This window comes from Arthrobacter melezitosi (assembly GCF_054511055.1).
The window spans coordinates 53461-76033 of the sequence record NZ_JBTNDJ010000011.1 but is presented as its reverse complement, the minus strand read 5'-3'; the positions used below and the strand labels follow the sequence as shown (position 1 = coordinate 76033).

Here is a 22573-nt window from a genome sequence, read left to right as displayed (position 1 = left end):
TTACCTAGGCGCGGGCACGCGAGCGGGAGGCACGCATGCGCTCGTTGGCGTCCAGGATCACCTTGCGGATGCGGATCGACCCGGGCGTGACCTCGACGCACTCGTCCTCGCGGGCGAACTCGAGGGACTCCTCGAGGGTGAGGTTGCGCGGCGGGGTCAGGTTCTCGAAGGTGTCCGAGGAAGCCGCACGCATGTTGGTGAGCTTCTTCTCCTTCGTGATGTTGACCTCCATGTCGTCGGCGCGGGAGTTCTCGCCGACAATCATGCCCTCATAGACCTCGGAGGTGGGCTGCACGAAGAACGAGCCGCGCTCCTGCAGGTTGATCATGGCGAACGGCGTCACGACGCCGGCGCGGTCGGCGATCATCGAACCGTTGGTGCGGTACTCGATATCGCCGGCCCAGGGCTCGTAGCCCTCGGAGATCGACGCCGCGATGCCGGCACCGCGGGTGTCGGTCAGGAAGCGGGTGCGGAAGCCGATGAGGCCGCGGGCCGGAACGATGAATTCCATCCGGACCCAGCCGGTGCCGTGGTTGGCCATGTTGGTCATGCGGCCCTTGCGGGCGGCCATGAGCTGGGTGACGCCGCCGAGGTATTCCTCGGGCACGTCGATGGTCATGTGCTCCATCGGCTCGTGGATCTTGCCGTCGATGGTCTTGGTGACAACCTGCGGCTTGCCGACGGTGAGCTCGAAGCCTTCGCGGCGCATCTGCTCCACGAGGATGGCCAGGGCGAGCTCGCCGCGGCCCTGGACCTCCCACGCGTCGGGGCGCGCGGTGGGCAGGACACGCAGCGACACGTTGCCGATGAGCTCCTTGTCCAGGCGGTCCTTGACCTGGCGGGCCGTGACCTTCGCGCCCTTGACCTTGCCGGCCAGCGGCGAGGTGTTGATACCGATGGTCACGGAGATCGCGGGGTCGTCAACGGTGATCAGCGGCAGCGGCTGCGGGTTGTCGACGTCGGTGAGGGTCTCACCGATGGTGATGCCCTCGATGCCGGCGACGGCGACGATCTCGCCGGGTCCTGCGGACTCGGTCGGCACGCGGTCCAGCGCCTTGGTGGCCAGGAGCTCAGTGATCTTGACGGTCTTCAGCTCGCCGTTCTGGCGGGCCCAGGCAACCTGCTGGCCCTTGCGAAGGGTTCCGTTGAAGATGCGCAGCAGGGCGAGGCGGCCCAGGAACGGCGAGGCGTCAAGGTTGGTGACGTGCGCCTGGAGGACGCCGTCCGGGTTGTACGACGGGGCGGGGATGTGCTCGATGATGGTCTGGAACAGGGGCTCCAGGTTGTCGTTCGAGGGGACGGTTCCATCGGCGGGCTGCTCAAGCGAGGCGGCGCCGGCACGGGCGGCGGCGTAGACGACGGGAACGTTGAGGATCGAGTCCAGGTCGAGGTCGGGAACCTCGTCGGCGAGATCGGAGGCCAGGCCCAGCAGCAGGTCCATCGACTCGCTGACAACCTCTTCGATGCGGGAGTCGGGGCGGTCGGTCTTGTTGACCAGCAGGATCACCGGCAGCTTTGCGGCGAGGGCCTTGCGCAGCACGAAACGGGTCTGGGGCAGCGGGCCCTCGGACGCGTCAACGAGGAGCACGACGCCGTCGACCATCGACAGGCCGCGCTCCACCTCGCCGCCGAAGTCGGCGTGACCCGGGGTGTCGATGACGTTGATGGTGATGGTCTCGCCCTTGGCGGAGGGTCCGTCGTAGAACACCGTGGTGTTCTTAGCGAGGATGGTGATGCCCTTCTCGCGCTCGAGGTCGCCGGAGTCCATGACGCGGTCGGCGACGTCGCCGTGGGCGGCGAAGGAGTTGGTCTGCTTCAGCATGGCATCGACCAGCGTGGTTTTTCCGTGGTCAACGTGGGCCACGATGGCTACGTTGCGGAGATCGCTGCGAACAGCGGTGTTGCCTGTGGTTTCAGACATGCTTAATGACTCAATTCAGTATCTAAAGCGGGGAAATGTCGGCGGCAGCAATGCACGCCCTGCATCAAGTCTACGGGTTTGACAAAACCAGACCTAATGCGCGGACCCCCGCGAGGGGCCTCGACGACGAACGACGCCGGTACTCCCCCCTGAAAGGGGAGCACCGGCGTCGTTTTCGGCCCTGAGCGAAGCGGCGGTCAGGCGGCTTCCGGGGGGAGGACCAGACCGGCACCCGGGATCGCCGCGAGCAGTGACTGGGTGTAGGCGGTCTTCGGGTTGTCGAAGACCTCGTCGGTCGATCCCTGCTCAACGAGCTTGCCCTTCTCCATCACAGCCACATGGTCCGCGATCTGCCGCACGACCGCGAGGTCGTGGGTGATGAAGAGGTAGCTCAGGCCCAGTTCGGCCTGCAGGTCCGCCAGCAGGTTCAGGATCTGCGCCTGCACCAGCACGTCGAGCGCCGAGACGGCCTCGTCGCAGATGACGACCTCGGGATCCAGGGCCAGGGCCCGGGCGATGGCCACGCGCTGGCGCTGCCCGCCGGAGAGCTCGTTGGGGAACCGCTGCATCATGGTCGACGGCAGCGCCACCTGGTCAAGGAGCTCGCGCACCTTCTTCTCGCGGCTCTTGGCGTTGCCGATCCCGTGCACCCGGAGGGGTTCCTCGATGGTGCGGTAGATGTTGTACATCGGGTCCAGCGAACCGTAGGGGTCCTGGAAGATGGGCTGCACCCGGCGTCGGAAGTTGAACATCTCCTTGCGGTTCAGGGTGGTGATGTCCACGCCGTCGAACCGGATGCTTCCGGCCGTCGCCGTCTCCAGGCCCAGGACCATCCGGGCCACCGTCGACTTGCCGGAACCCGACTCCCCCACCACGGCGGTGGTGGTGCCGCGGGCGATGGAGAAGGAGACCTTGTCCACGGCGGTGAAGTTGGTCGACTTGCCCCAGCTGCCACGGATCTTGAAGTCCTTCGACAGCTCCGAGACCTCGATGACCTTGTCCATGCGCTCGGCCTTCTCGGCGGACGGCGCGAGCACGTCGTCGGTGACCACGCCGAGCTTCTTGGCCGACTCGATGCGCCGCGAGGCGATCGAGGGCGCCGACGCGACGAGCTTCTGCGTGTACGGGTGGCGCGGGTTGGTCAGCAGCTCAAGTGCGGGACCGGCCTCGACGACCTGGCCCTTGTACATGACGATCACCTTGTGGGCGCGTTCGGCGGCGAGGCCGAGGTCGTGCGTGATCAGCAGCACCGCGGTGCCCAGCTCATCGGTCATGCGGTCCAGGTGGTCGAGGATCTGGCGCTGCACCGTCACATCGAGGGCGGACGTGGGTTCGTCGGCGATCAGCAGGCGGGGCCGGCAGGAGAGCCCGATGGCGATGAGCGCGCGCTGGCGCATGCCGCCGGAGAACTCGTGCGGGTACTGGTTGGCGCGCGCCTCCGCGTTGGGAAGGCCGGCCTCGGAAAGCACCTTCGCCACGTCCTGCGGCGAGTGCGGCAGGTTGTTCGCCCGCAGGGTCTCCTTGACCTGGAAACCGATCTTCCAGACCGGGTTCAGGTTCGACATCGGGTCCTGGGGGACCATGCCGATGGAGGATCCGCGCAGTTCGACGATCCGCTTTTCGCTGGCGTTGGTGATGTCCTCGCCGTCGAAAAGAATCGACCCGCCGGAGACCCTGCCGTTGCCGGGCAGCAGCCCGATCGCGGCAAGCGCCGTCGTGGACTTGCCCGAACCGGACTCCCCCACGATGGCCACGGTCTCGCCGGGCATGACGGTCAGGTGCGCGTTGCGCACCGCAGGGACCTCGCCGTTGGCGGTGTCGAAGGTGATTGCCAGGTCCCGCAGTTCGAGCAGGGGCTTCACCTCCGAGGGCGCGGAGCGGACCTCGGTGATGCCGTCGTTTCCAATGCTTGAGCTCATCGCTTGCGTGCCTTCGGATCGAGAGCATCACGCAGGGCGTCGCCCAGCATGATGAAGCTCAGAACGGTCAAGGACAGGGCCAGGCCGGGCCAGAAAATGGCCATCGGGTTGGACCGGAGTGACGACTTCGCGGAGAAGATGTCATTTCCCCAGGACATGACGTCCGGCGGCAGTCCAATGCCCAGGAAGGACAGGGTGGACTCGGCCACGATGAAGGTGCCCAGGGAGATCGTCGCGATGACGATGACCGGTGCGAGGGCGTTGGGGATGACGTGCTTGACCAGCGCCGACATCGGGGACACGCCCAGGGAGCGGGCCGCCATGACGAAGTCGGCGTTGCGGACCTCGATGACGGCGGCGCGGGTGATGCGGGCGATCTGCGGCCAGCCGAAGGAGACCAGGATGACCACGAGCGTCCATACGTTGCGGTTCTGCTGGAAGAAGGGCAGCTGAACGATGACGATGGCGCCGAGGATCAGCGGCAGGGCGAAGAAGATGTCGCCGACGCGGGCCAGGACCGCGTCGACCCATCCACCGAAGAATCCGGCGAGGGCGCCGATCAGGCCGCCGATGAGCAGCACGCCGAGGGTGGCGAACAGCCCGACGGTGAGCGAGGACTGGGTGCCGTGCACGACGCGCGAGAGGATGTCACAGCCCTGCTGGGTGAAGCCCAGCGGGTGCCCGGGTGCGGGGCCGCCGTCGGAGTTGGCCAGCAGGCAGTTCGAGTTCGGCGGCTCGTTGGTGAACAGGCCGGGGAACAGCGCCACGACGAGGATGGCCAGGATGAGGGCGGCGCTGATGAGGAACAGCGGCTGCCGGCGCAGGCTGCGCCAGGCTTCACGCCACAGGCTCGACGGAGCCCCCTCGGCGGTGGCGCTGTCGGTCGCGCGGACCGGTGTCTCATCGATGTCGGCGACGAAGTGCTCGATCGGGTAGGCGGAGGTCTTCACCCTTCCCGCCGTCTTCAGGTTGTTCTCAATCTCAGGCATATCGAATCCTTGGGTCAAGCCACGCGTACAGGAGGTCCACCAGCAGGTTCGCGAGGCAGAAGATGAGGATCAGGAAGGTGACGATCGAAACGACAGTCGGTCCATCCCCGTTCAGGACGGCGCGGTACAGCGTGAGCCCGACACCGTTGACGTTGAAGATTCCCTCGGTGACGATCGCGCCGCCCATGAGGGTTCCCAGGTCGGCGCCCAGGAAGGTGATCACGGGGATCATGGAGTTGCGCAGAATGTGCACGACGACGACCCGCTTGCGGCTGAGGCCCTTGGCGGTGGCCGTGCGGACGTAGTCGGCCTTGACGTTTTCAAGGATGCTCGTGCGCGTCAGGCGCAGCACGTAGGCGAAGGACACCAGGCCCAGCACGACGGCCGGCAGGATGAGTTCGGAGACGGTCGCGTCGCCGCTGACCGTGGGGTTGGTCCACCCGAGCTTGACGCCGATCAGGAACTGCATCAGGAAGCCCAGGACGAAGATCGGCACGGCGATCACGACGAGGGAGAGCACCAGGACGGTGGAGTCGAAGAGCTTGCCCTTGCGGAGCCCGGCGATGAGGCCGAAGACGATGCCGAAGATGGCCTCGAAGATGAGGGCCATGACGGCGAGCTTGGCGGTGGTCGGGAAGACCTCGGCGATGATGACGGCGATGGGGCGGCCGGAGAAGTTGGTGCCCAGATCGAAGGTCAGGACGCCCTTGAGGTAGAGCAGGTACTGGATCCAGAAGGGCTCATCGAGGTTGTACTGCTCGCGCAGTGCGGTGACGACGGCGGGGGTGCAGCCTCGTTCCCCACAGATGGCTGCCGTGGCGTCGCCGGGAAGGCTGAAGACCAGGAAATAGACGAGGAGCGTCGCTCCGAGGAAGACCGGAATCAGCTGCAGGAAGCGCCGGGAAACATACCAGGTCATTAGTGCGCACCTCCCGGCGCGTCAGGCGTTCGGACGGAACGCTCTTGGGGGTTGCTCATGTTAGGGATAAACCTTTTCGTTGGAGCGCGGAAAGGGGGCCTGCCATGGGCAGGCCCCCATCCCGTGTCGGATTACTTGCCGGTGATGGCGTGGTACTGGGGTACGCCGTCCCAGCCGAATTCAACATTATCCACGTTGTTGCTCCAGCCGCCCTGGGCGACCTGGTACCACAGCGGGATGGCCGGGAGGTCCTCCAGGAGGGCCTCCTGCGCCTTGTTCATTGCCTTGCTGCCCTCTTCGACGGAGTCCGCCGCGAGCCCGTCCTTCAGGGCCTTGTCGAACTCGGGGTTGGAGTACACCGCGTCGTTCGAGCCTGCGCCGGTGGCGTAGATCGGGCCGAGGAAGTTGTACAGCGAGGGGTAGTCGGCCTGCCAGCCCGAACGGATCGCGCCCGTCAGGGTCTGCTCGGTCGCCTCGGTGCGGGCTTCCTTGAAGGTGGCGTAGGGCTTGCCGGTGATCTCGATGCCCAGGGTGTTCTTGACGCTGTTGACCAGGGCCTCGACCCAGGTCTTGTGGTCGCCCTTGTCGGCGTTGTAGCCGATGGTCAGGGGCTCGGAAGCGTCGTAAGGCTCTATCTTTTCGGCCTCGGCCCACAGTTCCTTGGCCTTCTCCGGGTTGTACTCAAGGTTCTCGCTGCCGGGCAGGTCCTTCTCGTAGCCGGGGAGGACGGGGGCGGTGAAGTCCTTGGCGGGTTCGCGGCCACCGTTGAAGATCACCTCGGTGATCTCGTCGCGGTTGATGGCCATGGAGAGGGCCTGGCGGCGCAGCTTGCCTGCCTCGCCGTCCCAGTTCTTGAGGTAGTACGGCACGGCGATGGTCTGGTTGCCGGCGTACGGGGACTCGATTGAGCGCTCACCAAGGTCGTTCTTGAAGTTCTTGATGTCGGAGGTCGGGATGGTCTTCAGCACATCGAGATTGTCCGAGATCAGGTCCTGGTAGGCCGTCGTGTCGTTCTGGTAGATCTTGAAGGTGATGCCGCCGTTCTTGGGCTCCTGCGGGCCTTCGTAATCCTCGTTCGGCACGAGCTCGATCTGCTCGTTGTGCTTCCAGGCACCTTCGGAGGCGAACTTGTACGGGCCGTTGCCGACCGGGTTCTCGCCGAACTTCGCGGGGTCCTTGAGGGCGTCGGCGGGCAGCGGGTAGAACGCGCTGTAGCCGAGGCGCTGGGGCCAGTCCGATTCGGGCTGCGACAGCTCGACGGTGAACGTCTTGTCGTCGACGACCTTCAGGCCGCTCATCTCCGTGACGGTTGAGCCTTCGGCGCTAGCCTCGGCGTAGCCCTTGATGCTCTCGAAGAAGTAGCTGCTCAGCTGGGCGTTCTTGGCTGCGGCGCCGTAGTTCCACGCGTCAACGAAGGAGTTGGCGGTGACCGGATCGCCATTGGTAAAGGTCATGCCCTCCTTCAGGGTGATCGTGTAGTTCTGGGCATCCTCGGTCTCGATCGACTCGGCAACCTCGTTCTGCGTCTTGCCGTCGGCGTCGTAGCTGACGAGGCCGGCGAAGATCAGGTCGAGGACGGCTCCACCGCCGACTTCGTTGGTGCTGGTCGGGATCAGCGGGTTCTGGGGCTCAGAGCCGTCGACCACGATGACGGCGTCGGTGTTGCCGCCGGTAGCAGCTTCATCGGTGCTTCCGCCGCCGCCGCCGCCACATGCGCTCAGCGCGAAGACAGCGACCGCTGCCACGCTGAGAATTCTGGAATTGCGCGTAAAACGCATTCCGCCTCCTAGTTGTAGGTTTCACCCGACGCTGTTACGGCCGGGGCTGGTGGACCCAAGTGATACGCATGAGCCAACTCACACCGGGAAATCATAAACCCCGCAGGAGAGCCGCAAGAAACCGGGGCGGGGCCGGAACGGCCAAAAACTTTCAGGAAAGTCTCAGGAACCGGACGCTTCCGCAGGTGGGGAGGACAGCGGTCGAAAAGATCACGATTTGATAACGCAGGCTGTCCCGAGGGCGCGTCGCCCCGATCCGGAGCGGCTCCGGAGGCCTCCCGGACCGGCGCGGTGCCCCCGGCGCCCGGCGGTGGAGTACCTCCGGGCGGTCGGTTTCCTACTCCGCGGCGAGCAATTGGGCGCGCAGTTCGCGCCGCTCGCGCTGCTTGTGCGGGTCCGGCAGCGGCACCGCGGCGAGCAGCCGCTGGGTGTACGGATCCTGTGGGCTGCGCAGGATCTGGTCGCGGGTGCCCTGCTCCACGATGCGGCCGCGCTGCATCACGCAGATGTGGTCGGCGAGGACGTCGACGACCGCGAGGTCGTGGGTGACGAACAGGCAGGCGAACCCCAGTTCCTGCTGCAGGTGCTGGAACAGTTCGAGCACCCGGGCCTGGACGGACACGTCGAGGGCGGAGGTCGGTTCGTCGGCGACCATGAGCTTGGGCCGCAACGAGAGCGCCCGCGCAATGCCCACCCGCTGCTTCTGCCCGCCGGAAAGTTCGTGCGGGTAGCGGTTCCGGTAGCTCCGGGGCAGTTCGACCTGGTCCAGGAGCACTTCGATGCGCTTCTGCAGCTCGGCTCCCTTCGCCTCGCCAGCCAGGTACATGGGCTCGCCGATGCTCTCACCGATCGGCAGCCGGGGATTCAGCGACGACGACGGGTCCTGGAAGACCATGCCGACATGGCGGCGGACGGCGGCCAGCTCCTTGGACGCCGGGCGGAAGCCCGAAATATCGGTCCCCACGACCGACAGCGATCCCTCCGCCACCGGCAGCAGCCCGACCGCCGCGCGGCCGATGGTGGTCTTGCCCGACCCCGACTCCCCCACCAGTCCGATGACCTGCCCGGGATAGACGACAAGGTTCGCCCCCTCGACTGCGCGGAAGGCCGGCACCCGGCCCTGCTTGGGGTACTCGATCGCGACGTCCTTCAGCTCGAGGACCGGATCGGCCTGGGGCACCGACTCCTCCTGCAGGCCGGCCAGCACCTCCCGCTCACGGCGTTCAAGCTCGTCATGGTCGACGCCGACCAGTTCCGAATGGGTGGCGGCGGCGAGTGCCGCCGTGATGTCGACGTCGTCGTCTCCCATCCCCTGGCCGAGGTGCGGCACCGCCCCAAGCAGCGCGCGGGTGTACTCGTGCTGCGGGGCGCCGAAGATCTGCTCGGCGGTGCCCGTCTCGACGATTTCCCCCTTGCGCATGACGGCGATGCGGTCGGCGAGGTCGGCCACGACGCCCATGTCGTGGGTAATCAGGACGATCGCGCTGTCCAGCTTGTTCCGGAGGTTGCGCATCAGGTCGAGGATTTCCGCCTGCACCGTCACGTCCAGCGCCGTCGTCGGTTCGTCCGCGATGAGCAGCTTGGGATCGCAGGACAGGGACTGGGCGATCATCGCACGCTGGCGCTGCCCGCCGGAGAGCTGGTGCGGGTAGGACCGAAACGCCTTCTCGGGGTCGGGAAGCTCCACCATGTCCAGCAGGGCCAGGGCCCGCTGCTTCGCGGCGTCCGGGGACATCTCGCTGTGCAGGCGGAGGGTCTCGACGATCTGGAAGCCGACGGTGTAGACGGGGTTCAATGCCGTCATGGGTTCCTGGAAGATCACGGCGACCTCGCTGCCGCGCACCTGGCGCAGCTGCCCGGGCGACATGGTCAGCACCGACCTTCCGTTGAGGATCACCTCGCCGGTCACCCGGCTGTTCGAGGGAAGCAGCCCCAGGAGGGACATCGAGCTTGCGCTCTTGCCCGAGCCCGACTCGCCGACGATCGCCAGGACCTCTCCTGCGTTGACGTAGTAGTTGAGGTTGATCGCAGCGGGCACCCACTTCTTCTCGACGCCGAAGTCAACGCAGAGGTTGCGCACCTCCAGCACCGGGCCGCGCGGGTCCCGTGAACCGTTAGTGGGGGTAGTGCCAATGACGTCGCTGGTCATGTTGCGCTGTCCTTCCGCCCGGCATCCGGGTGTGCTGTATCCGCCGTTTGGTCTCCGATTGACCCACCGGAGGAAAATGCTGAAATCATGGAGCGATGAGCAGCGCCACGGGCGGCCCCGTCACCACAGTGTTCCGTCCACGCACCAGCAAGGTGTTCACTGCGGTGGCCGTTGCCCTTGCCGCAGTGGGCCTTGCCTCCGTGGTGGTGTCGGAAGGGGTCTCCGGGCTGGTGGCGGCCTGGCCGCTTCTCGCCTTCGCCTTCGCCGCGTGGTGGCTGTTCTGGTACCCCTCCGTTGAGGTGGACGGGGCCGCGGTGACCCTGCGGAACCCCCTGACCACGGTTTCGGTGCCCTGGGCGGCCCTGGTCCATGTCGATACCAAGTTCGCGCTGAAGCTCGTTACGCCCGGAGGCTCGTACACGGCCTGGGCGGCACCGGCCCCCGGCGTGTGGGGCACCCACGCCGGCAAGCCCGAGCACCTGGCGAACCTTCCGGGCAGCAGCTACGGCCCGGGGCGCTCCGTGCGGCCCGGAGACCTCACCCACACGGACTCCGGCTATGCGGCGTTCCTCGTCCGCCGCCGGTGGGAGGAACTGATCGGCACCGGCGCCCTCGACGTCGACCTCACGGAGTCGGCCGTGGTCACCCGGAACACGAACTGGCTGCTGATCGGCGTGGGCGCGGCGCTGCTGGCGGCGTCCTTCGCCTCCTCCGCGCTGGGCTGAGCCGTCGGTGCGGATGATCACGCGCCCACCGGTCGATCCGCTTCCTTCGCCTTGCGCGCATTGAACTTCTTCTGGCGCGGGTCGAAGGCGTCCCGGAGCCCGTCGCCGATGAAGTTGATCGTCAGGCAGATCAGCACGATGAAGATGCCCGGGAACCAGAACAGCCAGGGCCGGGTCTGGAAGGCCTCCTGATTCTGGCTGATAATCAGGCCCAGGGACACATCCGGTGCCTGCACGCCGAAGCCGATGAAGCTCAGGCCGGTCTCAAGGAGGATCGCCGCCGACATCAGCAGGGTGGTGTTCACGATGATGACGCCCACCGCATTGGGCAGGATGTGCTTGAAGATGATGCGGGCGTTGGAGGCCCCGGCAATCTTCGCCGCATCCACGAATTCCCTCTCGCGCAGGGAGAGGAACTCGCCGCGGACCAGCCGGGCCATGCCTGTCCACGCGAGCAGACCGAGGACGATCCCGAGGACAAAGACGTTGGCACCGGGGCCGAGTGAATCCCCGACGGTGCGGCCCAGGACCGCGGCCAGGACGATCAGCGGAATGATGATGACGATGTCGGTGATGCGCATCAGCACCGCCTCGGTCATGCCGCGGAAGTAGCCCGAGCAGGCGCCCACGACAACACCGACGATGCCCGAGATGGCCCCAATCAGGAGCATGATGATGATCGAATTCTGCGCCCCCCGCATGGTCAGGGCGAAATAGTCCCGGCCGATCGAATCCTGGCCGAAGGGGTGGTCGCCCCAGCTGAACGGTCCGGTGAACGTGGGAGCTCCCCCGTCGACCACCGGCAGGAACTGGGTGTGGTTGTACTTCCACCAGCCGGGGATGCCGGCGAACCCCAGCGAGGTGAAGGCCAGCAGGAAGATGAGGGCAAAGACCACCAGGCTGATAACGGCGGCGGTGTTGTCGAAGAAGCGCCGACGGACGATCTGGCCCTGCGACATGCCCTTCGTCTCGGGATCGGCGACCGGTCCCACTTCGCGTGGGGACGGGCCCACCTCGCCCCGGGGAGTCTCGGAGGAATCCTGGATGGTCATGCTTTCACCCTTACGCGTGGGTCAAGGACCGAATAGACAAGGTCGGCAATGAGGTTGAAGACAAGCGCCAGGATCCCGACCACGAGGAAGAAGCCCATGATGGGGTTCGGGTCCGTCCGGTGCAGGGCCTGCACGAACAGCTGGCCCATCCCGGAGAAGGCGAACACCTGCTCGGTGATGACGGCGCCGCCGATCAGTGCGCCGATGTCGAAGGCCACGAGGGTCGCCAGGGGGATCAGCGCATTCCGGAAGGCGTGGCGCATCACCACGGTCCGTTCGGACAGGCCCTTGGCCCGGGCCGTCCGGATGTAGTCCATGTTCATGATCTCGAGCATCGAGGCCCGTGAGTACCGGCTGTAGCTGGCCAGTGAGGCAAGGAGCAGCGCCAGGGTGGGCAGCAGCAGGTGGGTGAAGTTGTCGAGCCCCTGGATCCAGAAGTCCCCCTCGAGCCCCGGCGTCGACGCACCGATCGTCGCGATCGGCCGCCCGCGGATCCGGGAGTTCGAGACGTAGGACGGCCAGGTAACCATGAACCGGTCCAGGACGATCAGCCCGGCCATGAGGATCCCGGTCAGGGCGGCGGTGCGCATGCTCTGGGCGCGGTCGTACCCGCCGAGCAGATACCCGACGGCCATGCCGACGAGGACGGTGACCAGCGCCAGGAGCAGCATGAACCAGATCGTGGTCCCGGCTAGGAAGGGGTTGACGACGTAGTACGCCACAAGGCCCAGTGCCACCATGATCAGCGCCGAGTACAGGGCCTTGCGGTTCTTCAGCCCCGCGGTCAGCAGGGTGATGCCGTATGCGATGGCCACACCGAAGACGAGGATGACGATCGGACCGAGGCCCGGGCGCGTGAACCAGTCGATCAGGTTGAGGACCAAGAGGAGCCCACCCGCGGCGACCACCCCGATGACGAAGGCGAGCGCTTTCCGTCTGAGGGTGCCACCGGCAATGATCGTGAAGATCACCCCGCTGACCAGGGCCACGACGAGGATGCTCGACAGCGGGATGTCGGGATCGGTCAGGAAGTTGTTGAACCCGATGGCGCCGAACTCCTTGAGCAGCACCGCCAGCCAGAAGATCGGCAGGGAGAAGAAGAGGAAGGCCATGAAGGTGACACCGTAGTCGAGCCCGCTGTACTGGCGCAGTGCGGTGATGATGCCAAGGGAAATCCCGATGATGATCGCGAGAACGGTGGCCGCCGTCACGAGCATGATCGTATTGCCCACGGCCCGGGTGAGCGCATCCGTGACGGCCTCGCCCTGGATGCTTTGGCCGAGGTCACAGTTGCCGACGAAGGGCACTACACACTGGACTGCGCCGGACAGCCACCCAAAGTAGCGCAGCGGCGCCGGGGTGTTCAGGTCCAGCAGTTCGGTGCGGGCCTGGATGAGCTGCTCCCTGTTCGGGGCGCTGCTGGCGCGCAGGTCCTCGAGTGGGTCACCGGAGGCCGCAGTCAGCAGGTAAACGATGAACGAGGCGCCGAACAGGATTAGGACCGCTGTTGCTAGTCGCCGAACGATGTAGGTCACCATGCTTGCGGGGCCTCAATGTCTGGTTGCGGGTTTGCTGTGACTCTGGCTGCATTCTAATCCACACAATCAGCGGCGGCCCGTAATTGACGCGTCGCCCGGATCCACTTCTGCGTCCCCTGCCTCGTGGCGGAACGCAGGAAGGTGCCGGAACCTTGATGAGTCTGGTCCCGGCACCTCCCGTGGTGCGGTTAGAACTGCACTGGTGGTGTTACTGGACGACTTCCCATTCCCAGAAGTTCCACCAGATACCGGTCTGGTTCGGCATGTAGTCCATGCCGCTGACCTGGTCGGTGTGGGCATTGAGCCCGGGCAGCTGGAACAGCGGCAGTCCGTACTTGGACTCCCAGATCTTCTGGTCGATCTGGATCTGCAGGTCCTCCTGCTTGGCCGGATCGGTTTCGAGGATCAGCTCGTCCATCAGCTTGTCCGCCTCCGGATCGGAGAAACCGTTGAAGTTGGAACCCTGCTCGGAGCGGAAGATCTGCGGTACGCCGGCTACGCCGACCCCGGAGTTGATCCAGCCGAAGATGGTCGCATCGTAGGTTCCGTTGCCGAGGGCCGCGCCCCAGTCGGAGGCGCCCAGGCCGCCATCGACGATTTTGAACCCTGCCTGCGTGGCAGACTCCGCGATCAGCGTGTAGGCATCGAGGCGGTTCGGGTTGTCCCGGTTGTACATGATGCGTACCTCGGGGGTTGCACCGGCGAGAAGCTCCCGTGCGCCCTCGATGTCGGCCTCCGCGTACTCCTCGGACCCGTTGTTCTCGCGTGCCTCCTCGTAGCGTTCCTGGTCGGCGAGGAACAGCTGGGAATCCAGCGGCGCCGCGTCAGGGTTCAGCTTCTTGATGATCGTGTCGACGATCTGCTTCCGCGGAACCGTCTTCATGAAGGCTTCGCGGACGCTCTCCTCGGCGAACACACCGGAGAAGTTGAGGTCGAGGTGGTCGTAGGAGAGCTCGTTACCGCGGAGCACCTTGACTCCCTCGAGGCCCTCGAGCTGCTCAGCCGTGTCGGCCGAGGCCTGCGGGTTGATGATGTCGACCTCACCGTTTTGGAGGGCCTGCACCTGGGCGGGCGCCTCGCCGATGTACCGGATCGTGATTTCGTCGACCTTGGGCTCAGGGCCCCAGGTGTAATCTTCGTTGCGCACCAGGGTCATGCTCTGGTCCGGGGTCATGTCCGAGACGATGAAGGGGCCGTTCGAGAGGAAGAGCGAGGGATCCGAAGGCAGGGACTTGGTATCGAAGCCCGTGTTCCAGAAGTCGGCCACGGCCTGCAGCTCCGGGCGCTCCGCGGGCTTCTCGGGATCGCCCTCGGGTGCGGTCTGGATGAGCTCGATGAGCGCGTCCTCATCGGCAAGGCCGGCCTTCTCCGCGACCACGTGGGCGGGCATGCCGATACCGCCCTCGGTCATGGTTCCGAAAGCGACTTCGTAGTCGGAGTAGGGCTTCTCGTAGTTGAGCGTGATGGACCGGCCGTCGTCGCCGATCTCCGGTACGTCCGTCAGCCCGAGTCCGGTCGTGTCGCCGGCGTAGTCAAAGTAGGTCGCCCCGGACGTCACCTCTCCGGCGTCGTCGGTCTTGGCATCGTTGAAGTGCCCGGACCCGGCGGCCCAGGCCAGCAGCATGTCGCCTGCGTCGACGGGCTCGCCGTCGGACCACTTCACCTCTTCGTTGATCGTGTACTTCACGCTCAGCGGATCCTCGCTGAGGACCTCGTAGGTGCCGAAGTCCTCGTTGGGCACCACTTCAAGGTCGTTGTTGATGTAGTTGAAGCCGGCATGCGTGACGTAGGCGACGGTGCCGTTGATGTCGACGTTACCCTCAGCGGTCTGGTTGTTGAACGAGCTAAAGGCATTGACCTCGACCACGCGGATCTCGCCGCCGGTTGCTTCGCCTTCAGCGCCCTCATCGGTTTCAGTACCGGTGTTGGCAGCGCAGGCACTCAGTGCGAGTGCAGCTGCCGCCGCGACCCCCACAGCTTTGGAAGTACGTCCGAAACGCATTCCGCCTCCTATTTCTTGGTGTGGAATCAGTCCCATGTGGTGTTGCATGACGACCCGCGAGCCCTGAAGGTGGCGCGCCTCACATGATCTGAAGCCTAGTGGCGGAGAGTAACCAGAGGGTCTCGATTCCTTCAGCAGGGATATGTTGTTATCGAGATGCAATCAAAGAGGCCTATGGGACAGCGTCCGACAGGCTACTGCGGGTTGTCATATCCAATTCCTGGCGCCGCCGAGGCGCATTGTCGATCCGGGAAGTGGGCGCTAGTGTGGTCTCCGGCCGCCATATAGGTCTCGCAACGCTCATGGCGGTGGCGTTAAGGCCCGTCCGGTACGGGTACCGGACGGGCCCGCAACCGCCTCACCCAGCAGCCGTGGCAGCGCAGCCAGGACTGTCAGCGCAATATAGGACGACAGCACCGGTGAGGCCAGCAGGACCGCCGGTGCCAGGAGCCAGGGCCGGTTCCTGCGGGCGGCCACGACCACCAGGGCCGCGGCGAGTGCACACCTCAGCACGAAGCCAAGCCGGCTGTCCGGTGTCCCGTCGCGGTGCTCGAAGAGGAACCGCACCCACGCACGCCACAGGCCTGGTTCGATGAGGTAGGACACCCCCACCAGAAGTACCAAAACTCCGACGCCTCGGGCCAGTCCCCGCCAGTCGCCCCGCGCAGCGAACCAGAGAAGGCCCACCCCAGAAGTGACCTTGGTGAGAATAGGGAAAGCCCAAGCCTCCGGCCGGCGGGCACCCAGGACGATGGCGGCGGCCAGCAGGAGGTAGATGTTCCCGATAACCAGTTCGGGCACGCAGCACAGTGCAACCGGCACGGCCCAGCGATTGCGGAGCGGGCGCACAAGCCACAACAGGACGGCCGCGAGCAGTGCTATCCATAACGCGAGGAAACCCGGATATGGAAGCAGCGCCAAGGGGCGGACGGCCGCGAGGAATACCGGTGAATAGAGGTACGCATCCCGCTCCCCTGGCCGTTTGTCATAGGGCGGACCGCCCTGTGCTGCGGACCAATAGGCGTGGGTGTCCGATCCAAGATCTCCCTGGACGACGGCGCGGACAGCTGCAAACAGAGCAATAAATCCCAAGATCCACGCCGACATGAGCGCCGTGCGCATGAACAGCGGGAATCTGCGTGCGAAATCCGCTGCCCCAATCCCCGGCGCTCTCGGCGCGGACGCGTGCGGTCCCCATTTTTCCGACATGCCCCGATATTGCCACGCGCGTGCCGCCGCACCGCGCAGCGGCACTCCCTGGATATCGGGTGTAAGTGGAGTGACCGGCATGACCGCCCATCGACCCTCGCCGGAGTCCAGGCGCGGCAGGCGGCATGAGAAAGCCCCCAACCAGTCTCGCTTGGCCGGGGGCTTCGCAGCGGGCTAACGCCGCCTCAAACCAGGCGCCGACCGGAATCGTGGGGGATATTCTGTCGGCAACCTAGTCATCAGCAAGCTTTCCTTCTTCTGCGGCGTTAGTCAATTCGAGCTTCAGCGGAGCCGGGGATTGCAATTATGGACCTCCCGGCGGGATGAGGGCGGGCGGATCACGGCCCTGACCCGGGCCGGCGCGCTCACCCGGTACGGCTACGACGGCGCCGGGCAGCTGGTCGCTGCCAGCACCACCGCCCGACCTGCGTGACATCGGCCCCGGCGGCACCGGTCCGGTCCACCCGGGTGTGCTCGGTGAGGTACCCGCCCCGGTAGACCCATCCCTGCATCAGGTCCCCGGCCGTGGCCGAGACAAGGCGCCCCGAGGCGTCGCTCGAGCTGCCCGAAGATCACCAGCATGTCCGTCGGGGCCAGAACTCGCACCCTCACTCACCATGGCGCCACTCCTTCGCATCCGTGTTCTCCCAGCTCGTCCAAGCAACCAGACAGCCTCGAGACCACCAGACCGCCCTGATGCAGCCTTTGAAATTTCAACTACCCTCCATCAACGCACGGTAGTTACGTCTGCACATCGGGTCCACAACCCGCGGTGTCCCGTCGGTCAAGGTCCACTAAACGTCTCTTCGACGCGCCACCTCCCCTCGGCTGAAAGCCCTGCAAAGACTCAGGGTAACCACTCACCGCTTCCGGTCGACTAATGACGGCATCCAGTGCGCGGTCCGGGATAGGTCAGGAAAGCTAGCCGAACTTTAGATCCAGCACCTCTTCACCAGACGTCCATTCGAGCCCCGGATCGGGGCCCCTGTGGTGGAAAAAGCCCAGAAGGGCCTCCTTTGCGGTTTCCAGATCAACCACGACCCCGCTGGGCGCGAATGCAGGACCGGAGGGTATGCGGATTTCGGTTTCGCCCCTTCCGCCAAGCGAACCGAGGATCTGCCACGCGCTCTCCTCCTGGGACTTCGCTGCGCAGTGCACGATGAATCCGGTTGCCGCACTACCCATCGCTTCGAACAACCCCTCATTGCGCTCAACATAGAAGCGCCCTGCGTGCGCGCTGTCCCACGCTGAGAGCACAGCCGTCGACACTGCCTTTGCGCTGTCTGTGCGCGGCTCCTCGACACCATTGACGACCCACACGTCACGCAAGGCTCTGGGCCTGCTCTCGAGATAGCCCAGGCGAACGACGTTACCCACCATCACCCCAATGGCGTTGGCCGGTATCAGCACCGGCCACAGGCTCGACCAGGGCCCAGAAAGCTGGGAGAAAAGAGCACACTCTCCCACGATAAGGACGATGAAAACCGCCATCACCAGGTTTTCCCGAAAAAGCCCCCGGGCCAAACCGCCCCCTACGAGGCCGAGAACAAGCAGCGCTGCGATTTCAAGGCCGTGGGAGCCATTGCTCAGTGAGAAAACAGAGAAAAAAATCGCTACCGCGAAAACCAGTGCCGTAACCAGAAGAGTCCAGGTCCCGCGCACAAACCGTCCAAGCGACATTGAACCCTGCGTATCTCTCATATCCTCAATCACCCGTAACTTGAAATCTTGCGAGGTCGAATCCGCCGCCGACGAAAGCACCCATGACTCCTGACCGTACTAGCGCCCTTCCATTCACACCGCCGCGAAGCCCGGATAGAGTGCTGGGGTTCGTCCAGGCAGCCTGAGACAGAGTACTTGATGGAGAAGGACCACCAGGCAGGTGAGTCAGGCCACCCCCAATAGCAGCAGACCAGAGCACGTCGTCAAACTCAAGCTGCTCCCCGGAGATCGCCTTATCCGCCGAGCGCCGCCGGCAGGGCTGTGAGAGCACCCACCTGGCGCAGCGTGCTGTGCGGGGCCAGAAGGGCGATTCCTCCCACCACGACTGCCGGCGCCGCCACGAATGCCGTCACCCAGTGCGGATGCCCGCGCAGGTAGGACCATACCGCGGCAGCCAGCGATGCGGCGGAGCCGCCGAGGATGTAGAGGTTCCCGACTCGGGCGTCCTTCTCAAAATCCGGCAACGGACGGTTTTCCCCCTATGAAGAAACTCGTCCATAGACCGATCGCCATCAGCACGACGGACACCAAGACCAGAATTGACCACAGGATGGCTCCTGGCCATCCTCGATGACGGATTGGAGCAAATCCTGAGCTCATGGCCGACCAACCTCTCCGTCACTGGACGAATCTCTCTACCGCTGTGTGCAAGCTGCCATCGTTGAGCGTCAGGTCAAACACCTGCAGGTTCCGGCCAACCGGCTTCGGTCTTCCATACATGCTGCACCTCTGGCTTAGCGCATCGTAGCTCAGGCTCCCAGCCCCAGCCCCAGCCCCACCTAGGCCTCAGGGTGTCATCAAGCGGGTACCCTCGGCCTGATTGCCTTTCTCCCGTTCCCTGCCGAACGACGATTTCGGGTCCGTCAGAAAGTTCCCCAACGCCGTGCCGGCGGCGAAGACTGTATGGGCGGGGCGGGATACCGTTGGGGCATGGCCGAAATTCAAGGTCTCGACAAGCTGCTGACCGCGCTGAACGCCGGGGAGACGATCCCCGGAGGTTCACCGCACCATGAGGCAATGCACGCCGCGAGCCAGGAGTCGCTGCGCATCACCGCCGAGCTCAACGGGCGGTACCACTCCCCCGGAGAGGTGCGGGCCCTGATCAGCGAGCTGACCGGGCGCGAGGTCCCCGAGTCCTTCCAACTCTTCCCGCCGTTCAGCGCCGACTTCGGCAAGAACATCCGATTCGGCACGGAGGTGTTTGTCAACAGCGGCTGCCGGTTTCAGGACCAGGGCGGTATCGACATCGGCGATGGGTCCCTCATCGGTCACAACGCCGTCATCACGACCTTGAACCACGACATGCTGCCAAGCCGACGAGCCGACATGCACCCGGCCCGCGTGGTGATTGGCAAGGGCGTGTGGTTCGGGGCCAACGTGACGGTGTTGCCAGGGGTGACCGTCGGCGATGGGGCTGTAGTGGGCGCGGGCGCAGTCGTCACCAAGGACGTTCCCGCGGGGGCCGTGGTCGTCGGTGTGCCGGCAAAGCAGGTGGGCACGGTTCCGGAAGGGTGATTCCCTGACCGGGAAGTGGGACACCCGCGGCGGCGAAGAATTGAGACACCCTACTATTGCTGGCGCTATTCGTTCCTTGCCCGGATTCCATACACCAGCTCGACCAGACCCTGGTCGTACGCTGTCGCGCTCTGAAGGGTCAGCACGTTCGGGTCCTGCCCCGGCGGAAAGACGCCCCGGCCCGCGCCTATGGCGATCGGCATCACCACGAGCCTCACCGAGTCCACGACGCCCGCGGCCAGAAACGTCGCTGCCAGGGTGAGGCTTCCCCAGACCACGACGTCCCCGCCGGTCTCGGCCTTGATCCGCCTGATCGCTTCGATCGGGTCACCGGATTCGATGGCCGCCTCCGCCATGTCTCCCCATGGGGCTTTCGTCAGGTGGCGGGAAAAAACGACGCGGTGGAGCGAGTTCAGTGATGGCGCGATGATCTCGCCTTCGGACGCAGACGTCGGCCAGTACCCGACAAACATACGGTAGGTGTTTGCCCCGAGGACCATCGTGTCAACTGTCTCCAGCCATTCCAGTTGGTTGCGGTCGAACTCCGCGGTGCCTCCGTCAAGGAGCTCATAGAAGTTGAACTCATTGTTGGCGTCGGCCGCGAAACCGTCGGCGCTGACAAAGTCCTGGACGATCAGTTGCCCCATGACCTGCTCCTCGCTCCCATGTCGTCGAGACTCTACGCCGTGGCCTCTCCCCCATCAACCCCTCCGCAGGGCGGGCCGAGCCAGCCCTCTGATGAGCAGTTTGACCACGCGGGCGGCGTCGTACTGCGGATCCTTGCCGTCGCCGGTGCATAGATTGCCAACCCCGGCGCATGAGTTCATATGCGCTTATCTCCGAGTCGGTTTCCCCTGCTGCCACAGCTGCTTGGAGCAGATGTGCGCACACCGGCACCAGCCGATCAACGAAGTAGGCGTGCAGGGCTGGCACTTTGCAAGTGCGCGCCGGGGCACGATGCCGCCGGATGCCGTTTGTTGGTCGGAGGTGTCGATTCGGTGAGCGAATGCCGGGAGCACCAGGCTCAGGAGCAGGCGAGTTGACCCTGTTCTGTGAACACAGTTTCTAATCATTGGCGGGAACCGAAACGCCATGATCCCTTTCCGCTCCCGGAAACTCCGTGACCCAGCTTGCCCGCGTATCCGAGGACGACGGTTTACAAACCAACCTTCATCTGGGAACACGCGGTGCCCAGATGTGCGGAAAAAGACATTCACTCCTGAATCGATGAGAAGGATTGGCCCATGATTGAAGCCCAGACCCTTACGAAGCGCTATGGCGCGAAAACGGCGGTGGACTCCGTGTCATTCACCGTCCAGCCGGGGAAGGTGACCGGATTCCTGGGCCCGAACGGGGCGGGGAAGTCCACCACGATGCGCATGATCATGGGTTTGGATAATCCCAGCGGCGGACAGGTGATCATCAACGGCCGGCCCTACGCGAAGCACAAGGCCCCGCTGCACGAGGTCGGGGCGCTGCTCGATGCCAAGGCAGTCCACACCAAGCGCTCTGCGTATAACCATCTGCGGGCGATGGCGGCTACCCACGGCATCCCGGACTCCCGGGTCAATGAGGTCATTGAGCTCACCGGGCTGGGCGCGGTCGCGAAAAAACGGGTGGGCGGGTTCTCCCTGGGCATGGGCCAGCGCCTGGGCATCGCGGTGGCCCTGCTGGGGGATCCCCAGACGGTGATCCTGGACGAGCCGATCAACGGCCTCGATCCCGAGGGCGTCCAGTGGGTCCGCCACCTCGCCCGGGACCTGGCCGCCGAGGGCCGGACGGTCTTCCTGTCCTCGCACCTGATGTCCGAGATGGCCCTGACGGCCGATCATCTGATCGTGATCGGCCGCGGACGGATCATCGCCGACGCCCCGATCCAGGACGTCATCGACGGCCAGAGCAAGGCCCGGGTCCGGGTGCGCGCCGTCCGGCCGCAGGACCTGCTCGGTCCCCTTGCCGGCGACGGCGTCAGCTCCCAGGTCCTGGAACCTGAACTGATCGAGATCACCGGCGTCGACCCGCGCCGGATCGCCGAGACCGCCCTGCGCGAACGCGTCCTGGTCTACGAACTGACCCCCCTGCAGCTGTCCCTGGAGGACGCCTACATGCAGCTCACCCAGGCCGAGGTCGAATACCAGTCCCACACCCTCTCCCCCACCGCTCCGGACACCACCGAGGACGCCACCCAGAGCACCATCCCAGTGGAAGGACGCTGACCATGAGCACACACACAACCACATTGCTCTCACCAGCCAGGCACGCCCCCCGGCGTGGGTCCGGCATCACCTTCCCCCGGGTGCTTCGATCCGAATGGATCAAAGTCACCACGGTGCGCTCGACCGTGATCCTGATCATGTCGACCGTTCTGGTCATGGTCGGTCTTGCCGCGCTGGCCGCCTGGGGATACGCCCAGCTCGCGGAGTCGATCAATGACGGCAGTGTTCCTGCCAATTTCGAGGCGCAGGGCCCCGGCAACCCCGCCGATGCTGCGCTCACCACACCACCGTCCGGACTGATCTTCGGGCAACTGCTCGTCGCCTCTCTGGCGGTGGTCCTGATCGCCTCCGAGTGGGCGACGGGAATGATCCGCTCCACCATGGTCGCGGTCCCCGGGCGCACCCCGGCGCTCCTGGCCAAGACGGTCGTCGTCGCGGCCGTCTCGTTCCTCGTGGGCCTGCTCAGCGCCCTGGTGTCCTACCTGATCGCCCAACCCATCCTCGGAAGCCAGGACATCGAATTCGCCCTCACCGAGGACGGCGTCCTAGCGAGCATCATCAACACCGGGACGTTCCTGGCCTTCGTAGCGGTTATCTCCATTTCCCTGGGAATCCTGCTGCGCAACACCGCCGGCGGCGTGGTCACGGCCGTCGGCCTCTTCTTCGTCCTGCCGGTCATCATGCAACTCCTGTCGGGTCTGACCGACTGGGTTCCCGACGCTGCACGTTTCCTGCCTGGGGAGGCAGGCAACCAGATGGTGGCCGTCACCGCGGCCGAGGGAGCCCTGACTCAGGTCCAGGGCGGGCTTGTCATGGGCGCCTGGTCGCTGGCATTCCTCGCCGCTGCCCTCATCGTCACCAGAAAACGCGACGTCTAGGGAACCTCCCCCACCCCTGGCCAAGGCCAGGGCCACAAATC

The 22573-nt window shown here is 65.3% G+C and carries 18 protein-coding genes; 5 read left to right on the top strand and 13 right to left on the bottom strand.

The window, feature by feature from the left end; all coding sequences use genetic code 11:
- Positions 1–4 precede the first annotated feature (4 nt).
- The 6 genes from typA to ACX80W_RS12235 all read right to left on the bottom strand — a co-directional run bounded on the left by typA (position 5) and on the right by ACX80W_RS12235 (position 9675).
- The gene (gene typA, locus ACX80W_RS12260; RefSeq protein ID WP_459283658.1) at positions 5–1921 is read right to left on the bottom strand and encodes a translational GTPase TypA; all 1917 of its coding nucleotides are present in this window, start codon (positions 1919–1921) and stop codon (positions 5–7) included.
- Positions 1922–2118: 197 nt separating this feature from the next.
- Positions 2119–3840, bottom strand: coding sequence for an ABC transporter ATP-binding protein (locus ACX80W_RS12255; protein WP_459283656.1), 1722 nt, complete (start codon positions 3838–3840; stop codon positions 2119–2121).
- Positions 3837–4829, bottom strand: a complete 993-nt coding sequence (locus ACX80W_RS12250; RefSeq protein WP_459283654.1) for an ABC transporter permease — start codon at positions 4827–4829, stop codon at positions 3837–3839. Before ACX80W_RS12250 ends, ACX80W_RS12255 begins: the two co-directional genes overlap by 4 nt.
- Complete coding sequence (locus tag ACX80W_RS12245) at positions 4822–5748, bottom strand: ABC transporter permease (RefSeq protein ID WP_459283652.1); 927 nt, start codon at positions 5746–5748, stop codon at positions 4822–4824. The genes ACX80W_RS12250 and ACX80W_RS12245 overlap by 8 nt, the downstream gene beginning before the upstream one ends.
- 131 nt (positions 5749–5879) lie before the next feature.
- Positions 5880–7526 (bottom strand): peptide ABC transporter substrate-binding protein, encoded by a 1647-nt coding sequence (locus ACX80W_RS12240; protein ID WP_459283650.1) that lies wholly within the window; start codon positions 7524–7526, stop codon positions 5880–5882.
- Between the two features lie 337 nt (positions 7527–7863).
- Positions 7864–9675, bottom strand: coding sequence for an ABC transporter ATP-binding protein (locus ACX80W_RS12235; RefSeq protein WP_459283648.1), 1812 nt, complete (start codon positions 9673–9675; stop codon positions 7864–7866).
- Positions 9676–9770: 95 nt separating this feature from the next.
- Between ACX80W_RS12235 and ACX80W_RS12230 the strand changes: the two genes are divergently transcribed.
- Positions 9771–10400, top strand: coding sequence for a PH domain-containing protein (locus ACX80W_RS12230; protein ID WP_459283647.1), 630 nt, complete (start codon positions 9771–9773; stop codon positions 10398–10400).
- Positions 10401–10417: 17 nt separating this feature from the next.
- Here ACX80W_RS12230 and ACX80W_RS12225 read toward each other — a convergent pair whose 3' ends face one another.
- From ACX80W_RS12225 to ACX80W_RS12210, 4 genes are all read right to left on the bottom strand, one after another.
- Positions 10418–11452 (bottom strand): ABC transporter permease, encoded by a 1035-nt coding sequence (locus tag ACX80W_RS12225; protein ID WP_459283645.1) that lies wholly within the window; start codon positions 11450–11452, stop codon positions 10418–10420.
- A complete protein-coding gene (locus ACX80W_RS12220) occupies positions 11449–12990 on the bottom strand; it encodes an ABC transporter permease (RefSeq protein ID WP_459283643.1) in 1542 nt (513 codons plus the stop codon). The genes ACX80W_RS12225 and ACX80W_RS12220 overlap by 4 nt, the downstream gene beginning before the upstream one ends.
- Positions 12991–13198: 208 nt before the next feature.
- Positions 13199–14992, bottom strand: coding sequence for an ABC transporter family substrate-binding protein (locus tag ACX80W_RS12215; RefSeq protein WP_459283641.1), 1794 nt, complete (start codon positions 14990–14992; stop codon positions 13199–13201).
- Positions 14993–15292: 300 nt separating this feature from the next.
- Positions 15293–16099 carry a glycosyltransferase 87 family protein gene (locus ACX80W_RS12210; RefSeq protein WP_459283727.1) on the bottom strand — a complete coding sequence of 269 codons (807 nt, stop codon included), beginning with the start codon at positions 16097–16099 and terminating at the stop codon, positions 15293–15295.
- Between the two features lie 400 nt (positions 16100–16499).
- Between ACX80W_RS12210 and ACX80W_RS12205 the strand changes: the two genes are divergently transcribed.
- Positions 16500–16634: a hypothetical protein gene (locus ACX80W_RS12205; protein WP_459283639.1), complete on the top strand. Its 135-nt coding sequence runs from the start codon at positions 16500–16502 to the stop codon at positions 16632–16634.
- Positions 16635–17122: 488 nt separating this feature from the next.
- Here the strand turns inward: ACX80W_RS12205 and ACX80W_RS12200 are convergent, their stop codons facing one another.
- Positions 17123–17962 carry a hypothetical protein gene (locus tag ACX80W_RS12200; protein ID WP_459283637.1) on the bottom strand — a complete coding sequence of 280 codons (840 nt, stop codon included), beginning with the start codon at positions 17960–17962 and terminating at the stop codon, positions 17123–17125.
- Positions 17963–18156: 194 nt separating this feature from the next.
- Positions 18157–18387, bottom strand: coding sequence for a hypothetical protein (locus ACX80W_RS12195; RefSeq protein ID WP_459283635.1), 231 nt, complete (start codon positions 18385–18387; stop codon positions 18157–18159).
- A 466-nt stretch (positions 18388–18853) separates the two neighbouring features.
- Between ACX80W_RS12195 and ACX80W_RS12190 the strand changes: the two genes are divergently transcribed.
- Complete coding sequence (locus ACX80W_RS12190; RefSeq protein WP_459283633.1) at positions 18854–19438, top strand: DapH/DapD/GlmU-related protein; 585 nt, start codon at positions 18854–18856, stop codon at positions 19436–19438.
- A gap of 65 nt (positions 19439–19503) precedes the next feature.
- On the opposite strand, the gene ACX80W_RS12185 is transcribed toward ACX80W_RS12190, so the two are convergent.
- Entirely contained in the window at positions 19504–20085 is a 582-nt protein-coding gene (locus ACX80W_RS12185; protein ID WP_459283631.1) for a dihydrofolate reductase family protein, read from the bottom strand.
- Between the two features lie 597 nt (positions 20086–20682).
- On the opposite strand from ACX80W_RS12185, the gene ACX80W_RS12180 reads away from it, so the two are divergent.
- Positions 20683–21654 (top strand): ABC transporter ATP-binding protein, encoded by a 972-nt coding sequence (locus ACX80W_RS12180; protein WP_459283629.1) that lies wholly within the window; start codon positions 20683–20685, stop codon positions 21652–21654.
- A gap of 2 nt (positions 21655–21656) precedes the next feature.
- Positions 21657–22532, top strand: a complete 876-nt coding sequence (locus ACX80W_RS12175; protein WP_459283627.1) for an ABC-2 transporter permease — start codon at positions 21657–21659, stop codon at positions 22530–22532.
- Positions 22533–22573: the final 41 nt, after the last annotated feature.

Coding starts and splice junctions, on each gene's coding strand:
- typA (WP_459283658.1), bottom strand. CDS start 1,921: ATGTCTGAAACCACAGGCAACACCGCTGTTCGCAGCGATCTCCGCAAC.
- ACX80W_RS12255 (WP_459283656.1), bottom strand. CDS start 3,840: ATGAGCTCAAGCATTGGAAACGACGGCATCACCGAGGTCCGCTCCGCG.
- ACX80W_RS12250 (WP_459283654.1), bottom strand. CDS start 4,829: ATGCCTGAGATTGAGAACAACCTGAAGACGGCGGGAAGGGTGAAGACC.
- ACX80W_RS12245 (WP_459283652.1), bottom strand. CDS start 5,748: ATGACCTGGTATGTTTCCCGGCGCTTCCTGCAGCTGATTCCGGTCTTC.
- ACX80W_RS12240 (WP_459283650.1), bottom strand. CDS start 7,526: ATGCGTTTTACGCGCAATTCCAGAATTCTCAGCGTGGCAGCGGTCGCT.
- ACX80W_RS12235 (WP_459283648.1), bottom strand. CDS start 9,675: ATGACCAGCGACGTCATTGGCACTACCCCCACTAACGGTTCACGGGAC.
- ACX80W_RS12230 (WP_459283647.1), top strand. CDS start 9,771: ATGAGCAGCGCCACGGGCGGCCCCGTCACCACAGTGTTCCGTCCACGC.
- ACX80W_RS12225 (WP_459283645.1), bottom strand. CDS start 11,452: ATGACCATCCAGGATTCCTCCGAGACTCCCCGGGGCGAGGTGGGCCCG.
- ACX80W_RS12220 (WP_459283643.1), bottom strand. CDS start 12,990: ATGGTGACCTACATCGTTCGGCGACTAGCAACAGCGGTCCTAATCCTG.
- ACX80W_RS12215 (WP_459283641.1), bottom strand. CDS start 14,992: ATGCGTTTCGGACGTACTTCCAAAGCTGTGGGGGTCGCGGCGGCAGCT.
- ACX80W_RS12210 (WP_459283727.1), bottom strand. CDS start 16,099: ATGTCGGCGTGGATCTTGGGATTTATTGCTCTGTTTGCAGCTGTCCGC.
- ACX80W_RS12190 (WP_459283633.1), top strand. CDS start 18,854: ATGGCCGAAATTCAAGGTCTCGACAAGCTGCTGACCGCGCTGAACGCC.
- ACX80W_RS12185 (WP_459283631.1), bottom strand. CDS start 20,085: ATGGGGCAACTGATCGTCCAGGACTTTGTCAGCGCCGACGGTTTCGCG.
- ACX80W_RS12180 (WP_459283629.1), top strand. CDS start 20,683: ATGATTGAAGCCCAGACCCTTACGAAGCGCTATGGCGCGAAAACGGCG.
- ACX80W_RS12175 (WP_459283627.1), top strand. CDS start 21,657: ATGAGCACACACACAACCACATTGCTCTCACCAGCCAGGCACGCCCCC.